Source organism: Desulfoluna sp. CYM3A, assembly GCF_056829965.1.
In genome coordinates, this window is the sequence record NZ_CP186556.1 from 2802894 (window position 1) to 2816837 (window position 13944).

The 13944-nt window shown below is 58.7% G+C and carries 18 protein-coding genes; 2 read left to right on the forward strand and 16 right to left on the reverse strand.

Going from position 1 to position 13944, the window contains the following annotated elements; genetic code table 11:
* Window positions 1–18 precede the first annotated feature (18 nt).
* From ACOYW1_RS14260 to ACOYW1_RS14320, 13 genes are all read right to left on the reverse strand, one after another.
* Window positions 19–246 (reverse strand): RebB family R body protein, encoded by a 228-nt coding sequence (locus ACOYW1_RS14260; protein ID WP_092210098.1) that lies wholly within the window; start codon window positions 244–246, stop codon window positions 19–21.
* Between the two features lie 152 nt (window positions 247–398).
* Window positions 399–626: a RebB family R body protein gene (locus ACOYW1_RS14265; RefSeq protein ID WP_092210099.1), complete on the reverse strand. Its 228-nt coding sequence runs from the start codon at window positions 624–626 to the stop codon at window positions 399–401.
* Between the two features lie 27 nt (window positions 627–653).
* A complete protein-coding gene (locus tag ACOYW1_RS14270) occupies window positions 654–878 on the reverse strand; it encodes a RebB family R body protein (RefSeq protein WP_180141838.1) in 225 nt (74 codons plus the stop codon).
* 113 nt (window positions 879–991) lie between these two features.
* Window positions 992–1219: a RebB family R body protein gene (locus ACOYW1_RS14275; RefSeq protein WP_180141840.1), complete on the reverse strand. Its 228-nt coding sequence runs from the start codon at window positions 1217–1219 to the stop codon at window positions 992–994.
* A gap of 170 nt (window positions 1220–1389) precedes the next feature.
* A complete protein-coding gene (locus ACOYW1_RS14280; protein WP_482415939.1) occupies window positions 1390–1614 on the reverse strand; it encodes a RebB family R body protein in 225 nt (74 codons plus the stop codon).
* Window positions 1615–1678: 64 nt separating this feature from the next.
* Window positions 1679–2131 carry a hypothetical protein gene (locus tag ACOYW1_RS14285; protein WP_482415938.1) on the reverse strand — a complete coding sequence of 151 codons (453 nt, stop codon included), beginning with the start codon at window positions 2129–2131 and terminating at the stop codon, window positions 1679–1681.
* Window positions 2132–2155: 24 nt separating this feature from the next.
* Complete coding sequence (locus ACOYW1_RS14290; RefSeq protein WP_482415937.1) at window positions 2156–2509, reverse strand: hypothetical protein; 354 nt, start codon at window positions 2507–2509, stop codon at window positions 2156–2158.
* A 19-nt stretch (window positions 2510–2528) separates the two neighbouring features.
* Window positions 2529–2744 (reverse strand): RebB family R body protein, encoded by a 216-nt coding sequence (locus tag ACOYW1_RS14295; protein WP_180141848.1) that lies wholly within the window; start codon window positions 2742–2744, stop codon window positions 2529–2531.
* Between the two features lie 313 nt (window positions 2745–3057).
* Complete coding sequence (locus ACOYW1_RS14300; protein WP_482423725.1) at window positions 3058–3657, reverse strand: AAA-type ATPase lid domain-containing protein; 600 nt, start codon at window positions 3655–3657, stop codon at window positions 3058–3060.
* Window positions 3549–3989 (reverse strand): sigma 54-interacting transcriptional regulator, encoded by a 441-nt coding sequence (locus tag ACOYW1_RS14305; RefSeq protein ID WP_482423316.1) that lies wholly within the window; start codon window positions 3987–3989, stop codon window positions 3549–3551. Before ACOYW1_RS14305 ends, ACOYW1_RS14300 begins: the two co-directional genes overlap by 109 nt.
* A gap of 479 nt (window positions 3990–4468) precedes the next feature.
* Complete coding sequence (locus ACOYW1_RS14310; protein WP_482415935.1) at window positions 4469–5350, reverse strand: RluA family pseudouridine synthase; 882 nt, start codon at window positions 5348–5350, stop codon at window positions 4469–4471.
* Between the two features lie 81 nt (window positions 5351–5431).
* On the reverse strand, window positions 5432–7045 hold the full coding sequence (locus tag ACOYW1_RS14315) for an endonuclease/exonuclease/phosphatase family protein (protein ID WP_482423317.1): 1614 nt from the start codon (window positions 7043–7045) through the stop codon (window positions 5432–5434).
* Between the two features lie 30 nt (window positions 7046–7075).
* Window positions 7076–8998, reverse strand: a complete 1923-nt coding sequence (locus ACOYW1_RS14320) for a protein kinase family protein (RefSeq protein ID WP_482423318.1) — start codon at window positions 8996–8998, stop codon at window positions 7076–7078.
* A gap of 40 nt (window positions 8999–9038) precedes the next feature.
* Here ACOYW1_RS14320 and ACOYW1_RS14325 point away from each other — a divergent pair, with 40 nt between their 5' ends.
* Complete coding sequence (locus ACOYW1_RS14325) at window positions 9039–9419, forward strand: hypothetical protein (protein ID WP_482423319.1); 381 nt, start codon at window positions 9039–9041, stop codon at window positions 9417–9419.
* Window positions 9420–9761: 342 nt separating this feature from the next.
* Here the strand turns inward: ACOYW1_RS14325 and ACOYW1_RS14330 are convergent, their stop codons facing one another.
* The 3 genes from ACOYW1_RS14330 to ACOYW1_RS14340 are packed head-to-tail and all read right to left on the reverse strand — an operon-like array spanning window position 9762 to window position 12040.
* A complete protein-coding gene (locus ACOYW1_RS14330; RefSeq protein ID WP_482423320.1) occupies window positions 9762–10499 on the reverse strand; it encodes a glycerol-3-phosphate dehydrogenase C-terminal domain-containing protein in 738 nt (245 codons plus the stop codon).
* Window positions 10432–11319, reverse strand: a complete 888-nt coding sequence (locus tag ACOYW1_RS14335) for an FAD-dependent oxidoreductase (RefSeq protein ID WP_482423321.1) — start codon at window positions 11317–11319, stop codon at window positions 10432–10434. The genes ACOYW1_RS14330 and ACOYW1_RS14335 overlap by 68 nt, the downstream gene beginning before the upstream one ends.
* A 25-nt stretch (window positions 11320–11344) precedes the next feature.
* Window positions 11345–12040 carry a GntR family transcriptional regulator gene (locus ACOYW1_RS14340; RefSeq protein ID WP_482423322.1) on the reverse strand — a complete coding sequence of 232 codons (696 nt, stop codon included), beginning with the start codon at window positions 12038–12040 and terminating at the stop codon, window positions 11345–11347.
* A gap of 249 nt (window positions 12041–12289) precedes the next feature.
* Between ACOYW1_RS14340 and ACOYW1_RS14345 the strand changes: the two genes are divergently transcribed.
* Window positions 12290–13837 (forward strand): FGGY-family carbohydrate kinase, encoded by a 1548-nt coding sequence (locus tag ACOYW1_RS14345; RefSeq protein WP_482423323.1) that lies wholly within the window; start codon window positions 12290–12292, stop codon window positions 13835–13837.
* The last annotated feature ends 107 nt before the right edge of the window (window positions 13838–13944 follow it).

Sequence of the window (13944 nt, forward strand, 5' to 3'; positions counted from 1 at the left end):
TCAGCGCTTCAGTGGTGCTTACTTGGGATTGATCATCTTGGTGATCGCCACGGTGGTGGCGGTCTGATGCGTCACATTGGCCTGCTGCTGCGCGTAAACCGCGTTGGCGGCGGCCATGGCAACGGAGTTGCCGATGGTCTGGTAAAGGCTGCCCATGGCCATGGCCGGTGCTTCGGAAAGAACCTTCACGTTGGTCTGAGTCACGGCATCGGTGACGGCCGGGCTGAGTTCGGGAAGTTGTGCCATTTGCTTGCACTCCTTGTCTTAATGGTGTTGGTATTCTGCCTTGGTGCCCCCTTAAAAGGAGGCATCGCTCGCCGACGCGGCGACAGGGCCCACGGATACCACACAGAGGTGAAACGATGCCCTTGCCTTAAAGAAGGCGATGAGGCGGAGCACTACTTGCTGTTGATCATCTTATCCAGGCTGACGGTGGTGGCCGTCTGGTAGGTCACGTTGGCCTGCTGCTGGGCGTAAACCGCGTTGGCGGCAGCCATGGCCACGGAGTTGCCGATGGTCTGGTACAGGCTGCCAAGGGCCATGGCGGGAGACTCAGAAAGAACCTTGACGTTGGTCTGGGTCACGGCATCCGTGACGGCGGGGCTAAGTTCGGGAAGTTGAGCCATTTGTTACCTCCTGTTGGGTCCTGCTTGTTAACCGTTAACCAGCTTGGTGATGGCAACCGTGGTTGCCGTTTGGTAAGTCACGTTGGCCTGCTGTTGAGCATACACGGCGTTGGCTGCAGCCATGGCCACGGAGTTGCCGATGGTCTGGTACAGGCTGCCAAGGGCCATGGCAGGAGACTCGGAAAGGACCTTGACGTTGGTCTGGGTGACTGCGTCGGTTACGGCAGGGCTGATTTCGGCGAGTTGCGGCATGTTAACCTCCTAATGGTTTTGGGTTGTCAGGCATGAAACCTGGTAACGACGTCACCGGTGGCTGTGGACCGACCCGGCAACGGGAACCGGCGGCTGCGCTTACACCGCCCGGATTATTGACCGTTAAGCATCCTGGTCAGCCCGATGGTCGTGGCCGTCTGATACGTGACGTTGGCCTGCTGCTGGGCATACACCGAGTTGGCGGCCGACATGGCAACGGAGTTGCCGATGGTTTGATACAGGCTGCCCAGGGCCATGGCCGGGGACTCACCCAACACGCTGACGTTGCTCTGGGTCACCGCATCAGTCACCGCAGGCGTCAACTCTGGTAATTGAGGCATTCTCATCTCCTTTCGTCTTAAGGGTTAACGGAACGTTTTACACCCACCACACGGACCGGTAAAAAACCGAGCCAGGGCCCACGATGCGATATAGAGACATCCGATCAGCCCGTCCCTTGGGGACGCTTGCCGGCTTCGGGCTGACCCCGGGCCCCTTGCCCAGTGCATCATCAATCTTCCATCAATTTTTTCACGGCCAAGGTAGTGGCTGCCTGAAACGTGACGTTGGCCTGCTGCTGGGCATACACCGCGTTGGCAGCAGCCATCGCCACAGAGTTACCGATGGTCTGGTAAAGACTGCCGAGGGCCATGGCTGGGGATTCACCCAACACACTCAAGTTCGATTCCGTGACAGCATCCGTGATCGCTGGGCTGACTTCCTGCAGTTGAGCCATTGTCTTCTCCTTTTTAGATTAATGAGTCATCGGGTAAACGCGTTACTGTTCCTGCCACACCACATCATGACTCCGGGGCCGGGTCATCGGAAGAAGCCGGTGCCTCCGGGGCCGGATTCGCCTGAAATTCAGGGTGCATCTTTTTCAGCATCTCATTGCTTTTCTGTGTCAACGATTCCAACTGCTTTGTCGCGTTCTTCAGCATGGCGTCTGCGTGCTTGAACTGTTCATTGACCTGCTCCGACGTCTGGGACGACATCTTCATGAACGCATTGACCTGACTTGCTGCGGGACCGCCCTCCTCCCCTTCCGCATCGGAACCGTCCGGCTGGGAAAAGATCACGTTGTTGATCTTCATCAACTTGTCGATCTCTTTGGTTTTGTCCTCCAGGAACTGATTGTTCATCTTCACCATCTCGCTCAACGAGGAGGTGTAGTTTTTCAGAAACGAGCTGTAGTTTTTCTTAAAGGAGCCAAAATCCTGGTGAGTAAACTTGAATGCATTCTCATCTGACATGTCCTTGCTCCCCCTGACCCGTGGTTAGAAAATTTTCTTGTAGGATTCTAGAATCTCGGCCCCTTTTTTCCCGATGGTCTCCCAGTACGTCACGGAATCATTCATGACGGCCTGGCACTGCTTGATGACGGGAATGTACTCCGGGTCCTTTGTTTCGACGAACTTCTGGGTGGCGACCCCCAGGGCAGTGGATTGAACAAGGGCGATGTTCCGCATGGTGTCCCCTGCATCCTGCACGGCAATGGCAACGGATTGAGATACCGACTGAACGGATTGCCCCGCCCCGTTTGATAAAGGCGATTTGTCAAATGCCCCCCCCTTGACGGAGGTGGCGATCTCCTTATTTGCATCGGCAAGACTCTTTATCTTGTTTGACATTTTTCATCTTTGCGGTGCGTTATGAACGAAGCATTTTAATGACATTCTCAACGGTCGCTGTTTGGTGGACAATGCAGGACTGCTGTTGTGAATTCACGGCGTTCATGGACGCCATGGCGATGTTGAATCCCTGGGTCTGGTACTGGCTGGCCAGAGACATTGCCGGGGAAGACCCGACAACAAGCGAATTGATCTGTGAAACCGCATCCGTTACAGCCTGGCTGAAATCCGACATGAGAGCCTCCCTCTGAGATGAACCGTTCATGGTCGTTGCCGTGTTGCGGGCCGAAGCGCATAGCTCCGCCCCGTACGTTACAACCCCCTAATTTTTCGGATTAATCCTGAGAACGAGTATCCATGTAGCAACCTTCGTGCCAACACCATTTGATGCGATTCGACGATTTTTCTTCCCCCCCATGCCAAAAAAAATGGCCGGATGCGTCCATCGCCCACTAAGGGACTGGACACTTCCGGCCATCGCATTGCCATCGCGACAAAACACGCGATACGTTCAACCATTTAGATTCACCGACGATCGTCTCCGGCGATCAGACGCCGTTACACAGCTTGACCTTCCGCTCGATATATTTACGATGAACACCCAGGAACCGCGCGGCCTGGCTCTTGTTCCCCTCGGCCCTCACAAGGGCTCTGCGCACCAGGGCGGTTTCCATGCGTTCCACCTTGTCCTCGCAGGTGAGGTCAATCACCTGGTCGGCCATGCTGTCGAAGGTCTCATCCAGGGAAAGCCCCTGCTGATGGGCAAAGGCTGCCACGCTTTTTTCCGTAATGGGTTTTTCGTCTGAGAGAAGGGAAATCTTTTCAATGGTGTTCTTCAACTGCCTGATGTTTCCCGGCCAGTCCAGGGCCATCATCGCCCGGAGCGCGCCCTCGGTAAAGTCCACATTCTGCTCCACGCGACGCAGAAAAAACCTCACCAGTTCGGGGATATCCTGGCGCCGCTCCCGCAGGGAAGGCACCTCCAGGTTCAGGACATTCAGGCGGTAGTACAGATCTTCGCGAAACCTGCGATGCTTGATCATCGTCTCAAGATCCGCGTGGGTTGCCGCGATGATCCGCCCCTCAAAAGGGAGGTTGACGGCCCCCCCCAGTGGCCGATACGACCTGGCCTCGATGACACGCAGCAGCTTGGCCTGCTGCGGAAGCGGGAGTTCCCCGATCTCATCGAGGACGTACTGCCGGTGATGGAGAGATACCCCTGGTGCTTTCCCGTCGCCCCTGTAAACATCCCTTTTTCGTGGCCGAACAGCAGGGTTTCAACCAGCGTCTCCGGTATGGCGGCGCAGTTGATGTCCACAAAGGGGAGACGAGGATCCCCCCGCATATGATGGATCACGGACGCGATAACCTCCTTCCCGCAGCCCGTCGGCCCGGTGATCAATACCGGCAGTGAGGAAGGAGCAATTCTGCAGACCATATCCATGACGTGCTCCATCTTTGCCGAACTGCCGATCACCATGGCATCTCGTACAACCTCCTGATTGACTTTCAAGTCCATAGACAAAGGCCCTTTATATAAGCATGACACAGCTAGTTTATCATTCCAGGCGGCCTCGCAAGACTCGTATAAATGCCTGCAAACATACAGCTTGTTAAGGGGCTTTTTCTGAAAAATCACCGTCGTGTCCATCCGGGAAATTTCAGCACCATTTCCACTGTCTGCCCCCATAACCAAACCATTGAAAATGAAGGTGAAACAAATGCGTTCACGACACAAAAAAGGTTTTCACGGATTGATGCGCTGCCCACAACTTATCGCGAAAGGCATACAGACGGGTCTAATCAACTGATATCAAGGGAGAATACCTCACAGGTCTCCCACAAAGCCAGGCAACCCCGGGACACTACGTGCACTTTTGGTATACATATTCCGTGCCACCGCACATCACAGGTGGAGCACGGCAGGCCCCCGGGGCCTGCCGTCCACTAGTACAGGGCTTAACGAAACAGCGACAGATTGGCGGTTCTGAATATGGGATCCGGCAGGGTCTCTTCCGTGGTGAAAGCGACCTGTCGTTGGAGGAAGGGGCACAGAAAGGAGAGGTGTACGGCGGCCAGGCGAAGACCGAAACGGTTCTTGTTCCCTTTGCCGTAGCGGGGATCACCCATGACAGGGTGACCGATCATATCGAAATGGCGGCGAATCTGGTGCATGCGCCCGGTGTGCAGGCGAACAAGGGCCGTCGAGGTTCCGGCATCGGGGTCAACGCCTTCCACGACGAATTCCGTTTTGGCCTCTTTGCCTTCGATGGGTTCGTCAATAAAGCGGCTCTCCCCGGCGTCCTTGATCTCCCCGAGGAGTTCGGCACGATAAATTTTCTGGATCCTGCCTTCCCGAAATAGGGAGGAGAGGGCTGCCGCGCTTTTTCTCCCGTGGGCAAGGATCACCAGCCCGGCGGTTTCGCGGTCGAGCCGATGCACGGGGTGAATATGGCGGACCCCGGCAAAATGCAGCTCTGCTTTTCTCTCAAGGGAAAAATGATCGCCGTAGAGGGTTCCCTGGGTAAGGAGCCCGGCGGGCTTGAACCAGACGCTGTAGTGCTCCCCGTCCTTCAGACACCAGGCCTCGGGAGCCGTGGCGGTGAGGAGGGCCTCGTCATAATAAATTTCCAGGGTCTGGCCGGGCTGCACCGTGCGTTTGGCATGACGAATGCGACGCCTCTTTTTCCCCTGGCGCAGCCAGACAGCTCCCTGTTTCATGGCCAGTTTCACCCGCCCCCGGGAGAGCCCGGTGGCGGCGGCCAGACAGGCCCCTGCTTCGACCGCATCGCCGGAAACCGTTTCACGATGCTGCCATTTCTTTCCTCGACTCACGTCCATACTATCCATCCCGCACACTATTTCACGCAAAAAACGATAACCCCAATGCCCTATTGCCTATTGCCTATTACCTGCAACCTATTACCTGTTTACCTGCTTCACCTGCCCCGCCCTGTCCACCACCAATTCCGGGCTCCGGTGGTAGCCGATGCGTACCCCGGAAAGGCAGACAAAGGTCTCGTCGGGCGGACGCGCCACCCCTTTGACCGTGTACACGCGAATGGAGCGGCCCTTGCCGTAGTGAAGCCAGCCGCCATGATACAGGCCGCAGACCTCGGCCACCACCTCATTGACCCGGGAGGCGTCGCTCAGGTTCACGCCGTCGTCCACGGTGAGCAGGTGGGCCCCTGTGTCAGCCATGCCCCGCACCTCCAGGTCGGTAAGGGACGTAATCTCACGAAGGCCGTAATAATCCTTTAAGCGCGTCACCGTCATATCGACGATCCACCCCGTTTCCAGGGCCTTCCCGGCCTTGTAGAGATAGATGGCCCGGCCCTTCGGAGACTTGACCACGGCGTTTGAACCCGCCTTGTATAGCACAACAACACCCCGGAGGCGATAGTTGGACGAACCGGCGGGCAGATTGTACAGATCCGCCACCGAGACGTCGGTGGGGAGCCGTTTTGGGGAAGGTTCACGGGAGATGATCTCGGGCTTGTGAACGGGCCTAAAGGGGCCGAGGCGAAACTCCGCATAAACGGGAAGGTGATCGGAATACCCTCGGCCCTGGTGCCTGCCCCGGCCTCTGTCTCCGCGCTGCCAGCGAAAGATCTCGCCGTTTTTCATGAGGTGATTCGGGGCGTAGCGATGAAAAGAGCCGTCCACATAGCTGATCCCGTTGCCATCGTAGAGGGCGGCGGGCAGAAGGATATGATCGAGGCTCCCTTTCCTGCCGTGGTAGATGTAGCTCCACCTGTGTTCCGGCGACAGCTCCATCCAGAGGTCGTAATGCTTCCCCCGCCCTTTTTTCAGGCCCTCTTCCGAGACCATGGCGTCGTTAAAAACGGTTCCCAACAGGTGGTTGATGCCGGTTTTTCCGTGGGTGTCGTTGAGGCGGGGTTCTTCCGGGAATCGCTGCCACTCGTTGTAGTGGGCATTAAAATCCCCGGCAAGGATGTAGTCGGTGCCCGAAGGCAACGTGGCGATATCGGCTGCCAGGGCTCGGGCGTAGAGCATGCGCTGGCTCTCCGGCCCCTGTTTGGACTTCCAGTGGTTGGCATACACCACCACCGGTGTCCCCAGTACATCCAGGGTGACCCGCAGCTCTGCCTGGCCGGGGATGATGTCCCGAACCTCGGACACGGGAAAACAGGAGAGCACCGCACAGCGTACGATGGAGGGATGCGTTGCCACAACGCCGTGGGCCAGGGGGTGGCCCGCGTTTAAAAGCTCCCGCTGGAGGCGCGCCAGGGCCTTGGGCGACTCTACCTCGGAGAGCACGGCCACATCGGCCCCTGCACCGGCCAGCACCGACGCGATATTGGCGTATTTTACCCGGGCCGTGGCTTCATTCCAGCCCATGGCCGCACCTGGAGTGTAGTCGGGGTATTCGCTGCCGCTCAAGGTAAGATCAAACAGATTTTCAACATTGTAGGAGACAAGGCGAAATCCTGCCGCCACCGGGGCGGATGCGCCCAACAGAATAACAAGGAGCCCGGCCAGGAGCCGGACAGTTGTCACAACCTTGCGAACCATGGAACTCCTGAATAATGAGATATCGTTGACTCAGTAGGCGACAGGAACGGTTTTCTCGCAGTCAAGGGTCCGCTCCAGGGTTTCGTCGGCCACATCCTGACTGGCCTCAAACCCTTCGGCCCCGCTCAGCTCTCCCCAGACCCGGGTGTACATGGAGTAACAGACGGTATGAAACATGGCATGAATCAGGTGTTGTGCCGATACCTTCATGCCCTCTTCGTTGAATCCATCGGAAAAACGGGCGATCCCTTCGTAACGGACCTTGAACCCGTGGAGTAACCTGAGAAATCGAACCGCTTCGGCCACCCGGCTGCGGTGGGCCTCCGAGGTGATGTTTTTCGCCTTCCAGGAGGCGATAAGGCGATGAATCTGATCGCTGCTGGCCCGCTTGAGGGTATCGGTGTTCTTCTCCCCTTGAAAAAAGGTCTGGGCCTCCACGAGCTGGTCCACCCGCGCTTCAAGGCCCATCTTGCAGAAGTCGATCTCTGTTTTGAGGACCTTCTGGTTTTTGCGAAGCACGATGACCTGAAACTCCGAGAGCGTCTCCCGATGCTCGGCGATCTTCTCTTCAAACTCTTCCAGGGCCTTCTTGAAATAGATGCGACTCACGTATTCGTAGACCGAAGGGCCGGAGTCGTCATCGGCCACGGTGAGGATCCGGAGCACCTCGGGGATCAGCTGGGCCGACTCCTCGAACAGGTCTTTGCCCGTCACAACCTTGAATATCAGGGCTGCGGTGGCATACCAGTCCTGAAGCCTCAGGATCCGGGCCACCTCGCCAAAGTGTTCGCGAATCACATCGTTTCCGAAGAGATTGCTCGGGGTGGCGTACTTTGGGGTCCCCCCCAGAAGGGGCTGCTCAATGCGGCCCTTTTCCCCCATGGAGAGATAGGCGGCGGTCTCCACATCGATGATGCCGACCTTGAACTCCGTGGGGCTGGTGAGAAAGGTGGGGTAGTTTTCCGGGTCCCCCGCGATGAGCAGGTTGTCCGGCTTGATGTCCCGGATGGCGATATAGCGCTTGTTGAGACCGGCCAGAAGATCCAGCAGGTTCGTCACGATGCTGCCGATCATGGCCCGGCTCTTGACCGTGTTCTTCTCGAACAGGTAGCCGTGGATCATCTTCCGGTAATCGGTGATGGGCTCTGTGTGCTCAGCCATGGCCAGGGTGGCCCGGCTGTTGAGTTCATCCATGAAGGCGGCGGACAGGTTCTGGTCCGTGGTGGGAATGTTCCGGCCCGCAAGGAACTGGATAAACCAGGACCGGACACTGAAAATCGGCAGGGAGGAGCTGATCCCGAACTGCACGAGCAGGCGGTTGACCTCATCCTCGAAAAAGTCGAACACCGCAGAGATCTTTCCGCAGGCCGAGGCCCGGTCCTTGCCGTATCGCCCTTCAAAATCATTGAGGTCCCACAAGATGTGCGGATGCCCCACGATCTCTTCCTCTATGGAAGCTCGGGAAATATGGATATCATCCAGCACCCGGCTCAGGAAATAGTACCGGGACAGGTCCATAAAAAAGGCAAAGGAGGGACCGATCATGAGGTGCTTCTGGAAGGCCGTGTTCCCGGAGAGGCGTCCCACGTGCCCCTTTTCGATCTCGGTGACCGACAGGGAGGGGGTGCGGTTCGGGGCCAGAAGCTCCATGATCACCGACACGTTGGGTACCACACACTCGGTGGGGGCAAGGCGGGCCGCAAGGGAGTTGCCGTACACCAGCTCTTTGATGTAGACGTTGAAATCCGTGAGGGGTTTGGGGGGAATCTTCACCACGATGTAGCGGTCGTAGATCACGAACCATGTGTGGCTCCTGTGGGTCCCGGCCTCGCCCAAAGGGCCGATGGTGAGCCTGCGCGTATGCCACTCTCCGTCTTTGAGGACCCCCAGCGGGGGCATCCAGGGCCAAGGCGGCCCGCTGACCTTCCACGGGCTCAAACCGACAGGGGGCATCGTTTCCCGCTCCCACCTGGGCCCGGTAGATCTCCAGAAAATGCTTGACCACATCCTCTTCCACGTAACGATACTCGATCTCCGCGGCCTCATCGTGGCCCGGTTCGGAGACCGCCTTATCGGCAAACCCTTTCCTTCTGCCCCTTTTCCCCGGCTTGATGGACACAACCGCCCAGAGGCTCAGGAGAACAAGGGCCGCCACCAGAAACAGGGCCATGCCCTCCTCCGTAACCGGGGCGTCGTTGTATATGAACAAGACAAAAAACGTGAGGGATTCGGCAACGGCACGAAGCCAGTGGTCTGCCACTCGCCAAAGGTGGTCTGTCTTCTCAGGGAAAAAAGAGACGGCGACAGCAACAAGAACAAAAAGAAAAAGGATCCTTTTAAAGGATTTCATGGTGGTGTCCGCACTGAGGTGTAGGAGAAGTAATCGAACCGTCGCACTGAAGGCGACAAAACCAGCGCTGTCCCCTTATTCGTTGGCCCATCGCACGAAACTGACCGACATCGGATGCATCGCCTTAAAAAATCTCTGATTTTCTACGATGCCGTCATGCCTTGATATGCTCTGGAACCCGTGCCTGACGCAACCAGCCGGCACCTCCCTTATGTAACAGAATCCCCCAAAGGCAGCAACCCATTGACTTGAAATACGTTTGAAATGAAAGGAAAGGAGGAGGGGGTGTTGTACCCCGGCCAGGTCTCTGTACCGGGGCCACAACACGATCTATGGGAAAAGATTAAGGAAAAGATGGCAGCCCGGTCACCGGGCATCGGCGGGCCGCGGGCTATAGCAACGGGTCCACAGCGCTTCGTAAGCCTCGGTCTCCCTCGCCCAGCGCTCATCGTCCCACTTCAACGGCTGTTGAACCACCTCCCGGATGGTCTCCATGAGGTCCAGCCCCCCGTTTTTCATGATCAGCCCCATCCGCACCCGCCGAAGCAGAAGATCGTCAAGGTGGCACACCGCCTCATGCTCGGCCGCGTAGGCAAGCTCCGCCCAGATATAGGGCGAGTCGGCGATGGGCTCCAGGCCGTGGGGAACGTCCAGGGCGAGCAAGTCCAGGGTCCCTTTGCCGTATCGGCTCCAGAGGCGCTTGTACGTCTCCTTGTCCAGGCCGTCCGGGGTGGTTCCCCTGCGTTCGGAAAAGACCGCGTCCCCCTCACCGGTGAGGGGATCTTCCCGGATAAAGGGCTGGGCCGCCTTGAGGGTATCCCAGGCCAGCCTGCGGAAGGTGGTGAGCTTGCCCCCGGTCACCGTTACCAGCCCGTGATCCACCCACACGGCGTGTTCCCGAGACTCCCGGGAGGCCTCCTTGCGGCCCTGGCTGAGTACCGGCCGCACCCCGGCAAAGGAGGTCAGGGCGTCGTCCCTCGTCACCTGTGCATCGGGGACCACGCGCTTTAAAGCGGCCAACAGGTAGTCGGCTTCATCATCGGAGATAAAGGGCTCCAAGTTCACGTCCCCGTCGTGGTCCAGGTCCGTTGTGCCCAGAAGCACGACCCCTTCCCAGGGGATAATAAAGAGCGGCCGCTTGTCCACGGGTGAAGAAGCTGATGGCCTGGTCCACGGGGAGGGTCTGCCTGGAGAAGACAAGGTGACTCCCGCGCAGAGGCCGAAGGTGAACCTTGGACTCCGGTGACGGGTGCAGGGTCTCGGCCCAGACCCCGGTGGCGTTGACAACGGCCGGAGCCGCCACCTCCCAGGCCTTGCCCGTGGCCACGTCCCGCAGAGATACCCCGCGCACGGCCCCTTTCTCGTCCCGCAGGACGGTCTGGGCCTCGGTGTAGTTCAGGGCGCGGCCCCCCTGACGCGTGCCCTCGCCGATGAGCCGAAGCACCAGCCGGGCGTCGTCCACCTGGGCGTCCATGAACAGGTACCCCCCTTTGAGCTTGCCGGTGTTGATCCCCGGAACCAGCTCCTGCACCTTGCTGCTGCGAAGATACCGGTGGCGAAACTTCCCCGCGATGATGTCGTACACGGTAAGCCCTGCTGCCATGGCCGCCCTGCCCGGCCCCGAGGACTCGTAAAGGGGCATGAGAAAATCAACAGGCGAGACAAGCCCCTCGGCTTCGGTGAGGAGTCTCTCCCTCTCCTTTACCGACTCCAGGGTCAGCTTAAACTGGGCCTCTTTTAAGTACCGGAGCCCCCCGTGAATCAACTTGGAGGACCGACTGGAGGTTCCCCAGGCAAAGTCTTTCTGTTCCACAAGGAGGCACCGGAGCCCGTTTCGGACTGCTTCCCGGAACACCCCCGCGCCGGTGACGCCGCCACCGACAATGATCAAATCCACCCTGTTCTCTTCCTGCTGTCGTTCCATTGGTTCCCCTTCCCGGCCTGTCTCGTCACGTTCCCATCATGGACTTCCAGAGTGCGGATGCCTGTTCCATGGTCTGCCGCACCACCTCAGACGCCCCGTTGCAATCCTTTGCCTCCACCGCTTCAAGGAGGGCCTCGTAATACGCCGACGACTCCCTGCGGTGGGCATCCTCCTCGAAGTAGAGGCCTCCCATATGAAGATACATCTCTCCAAAATCGTTTAAAATCATCCGGTAAAACGGATTCCCGGACAGGTCCGCCAGGATCAGGTGCAAGCCCCAGTCGTAGGTCACATAGGCTTCGGAGGTCTCGTCAATCCCTTCGGCCTCCTTGAGATAGGCCAGAAGGCTGTCCCTCTCCTCCCACACGGCAAACAGGGCCATCCGGGGCATGAGGGCGGACCTCAGCTCAAGGAAATGGGAGACAAAGGCGCTGGGAACGTACCCTTTGTGGCGTGTCAGGGTGGAGAGGATCCCCAGGCCCCCTGTTTTCAGGTAATCGTTCACCAGGGTCGGTTTGCCGTGGGCAATGGTGATCCACCCTTCGGTCTCCATCTGCTTCAAGGTCTCCCGCAAGGTCGGGCGGGTGACCCCGAGCTCTCCGGCCAGGGCCCGCTCCGCGGGCAGTGTGGAGCCCGGCGGGTAGGTTCCGTCGAGGATGGAGCTGACCAGCTTGTGTTCTGCAAACTTTGTAGGACGTAAAGGCCCGGCACTGTTGTTCATCGCACGCTCTCCTTCATTTTTTTCTTTGCAATGAAGCCGATATCTGGTAAGTGGTCATACCACTAGTCGTCATTCTGTGTCAAGACGACAACAGCCTGAATACCCGATTAAAAACAATTGCCATCGCAAAGTGAACAGGAATAGCCTTGATCAGCCATGTTCGCACCACAGGCACAGCCCCGATGGCAAAGACCGGAGGGTATGGCCGCAACGCCTGCCCCTGACCGAGCCGATCCCCAAGGAGCCCCCATGACCCCTGTGATCCTCTCCATTGACTGCGGCACCCAGAGCATGAGAACCCTCCTCTTCTCCGGAGAGGGCACCCTCCTTGACAGCGAACAGGTGGAGTACGCCCCTTACTACAGCGAGCAGCCCGGCTGGGCCGAGCAGGACCCGGAACTCCTCTGGGAGAGCCTTGTGGCCGGATGCAAAGCCCTTTGTTCCCGCAAACCCGACCTCATGGCCGCGGTCAAGGGGGTGGGTGTCACCACCCAGCGGGCCACCATGATCAACGTGGACGCCCAAGGGACACCCCTGCGACCGGCCATTACCTGGCTGGACCAGAGAAAAGCAACTCCGGTCTTTACGCCCCCCTTTCCTGTGGGGCCCATTTTATCCGCCGTGGGGGTCGGTTCCATCCTCACCAAAGTGCAACAGGAAGGCAAGGGCAACTGGATCCGCCAGAACCAGCCCGAGATCTGGGAGAAGACCCACAAATACCTCCAGGTCTCCGGGTTTCTGAACCACCGTCTCACCGGACGGTTCGCCGACTCCTCGGCCTCCCAGATAGGTCACATCCCCTTCAACTACAAAAAAAGCTGCTGGGCCTCCCGCTTCGACCCCTCGTCCCTGCTCTTTCCCATGGAAAGGGAAAAGCTGCCCGAGGTGGTCCCCCCCGGCGACGTGTTGGGCCACATCACCCCGGAGGCGGCGACGGCGACAGGCCTTGCCCAGGGCCTGCCCGTCATCGCCTGCGGGTCGGACAAGGGGTGCGAGACCCTGGGCATGGGGGTCCTCTCCGAAGAGACCGCCAGCCTGAGCTTCGGCACCACGGCCACGGTGCAGCTCTCCTCCAGGCGCTACTTCGAGCCGCTGCGCTTCATGCCCGCCTACCCCGCCCCGGTGCCCGGGCATTGGAACCCTGAAATTGAGATCTTCCGGGGCTACTGGATGATCACCTGGTTCAAGAATGAGTTCGCCCACAAAGAGGTGGCCAAGGCGGAAGTCAAAGGCATCGCCCCGGAAGCGGAGATGGACCGGCTCCTGGAAAAAGCCCCTCCCGGGGCCATGGGCCTCATGGTCCAGCCCTACTGGGGGCCGGGCCTGGAGCACCCCAACGCCAAGGGGGCCATGATCGGATTCGGAGATGTCCATAAAAAAGAGCACGTCTACAAAGCGGTCATCGAAGGGCTGGGTTATGCCCTCCTGGAAGGCCTGGAACGCCTGGAGAAAAAGACAAAAATACCGGTGGAACGCCTTGCCGTGTCCGGCGGTGCCTCCCGGAGCGACCAGATCTGCCAAATCTCGGCCGATATCTTCAACCGGCCCCTGGTGCGGGGAAAAACCACGGAGACCTCGGGCCTGGGCGCTGCCATCGTCACCGCCGTTGGCTTAGGGATCTACAAAGACTTCCAGGGGGCCATCGACGCCATGGTGCACTACGACACCACCTTCGAACCGAGCCCCGACCGCACCGCCCTTTACAGAAGACTCTACCAACGGGTCTACAAACGCATCTACCCGCGCCTGGACCCCATCTACAAGGAGATCCGGGAGATCACCGGATATCCAGAGTAGCAGAGGATTGCACATGCTCCCTGGCTTCGCCCTCCGCATTTGCGTAAGGGCTACGCCCGTGAAAAAGAATTGTTTTTCCCATCGTTGCCCGGGGTAAAAAAATGGGC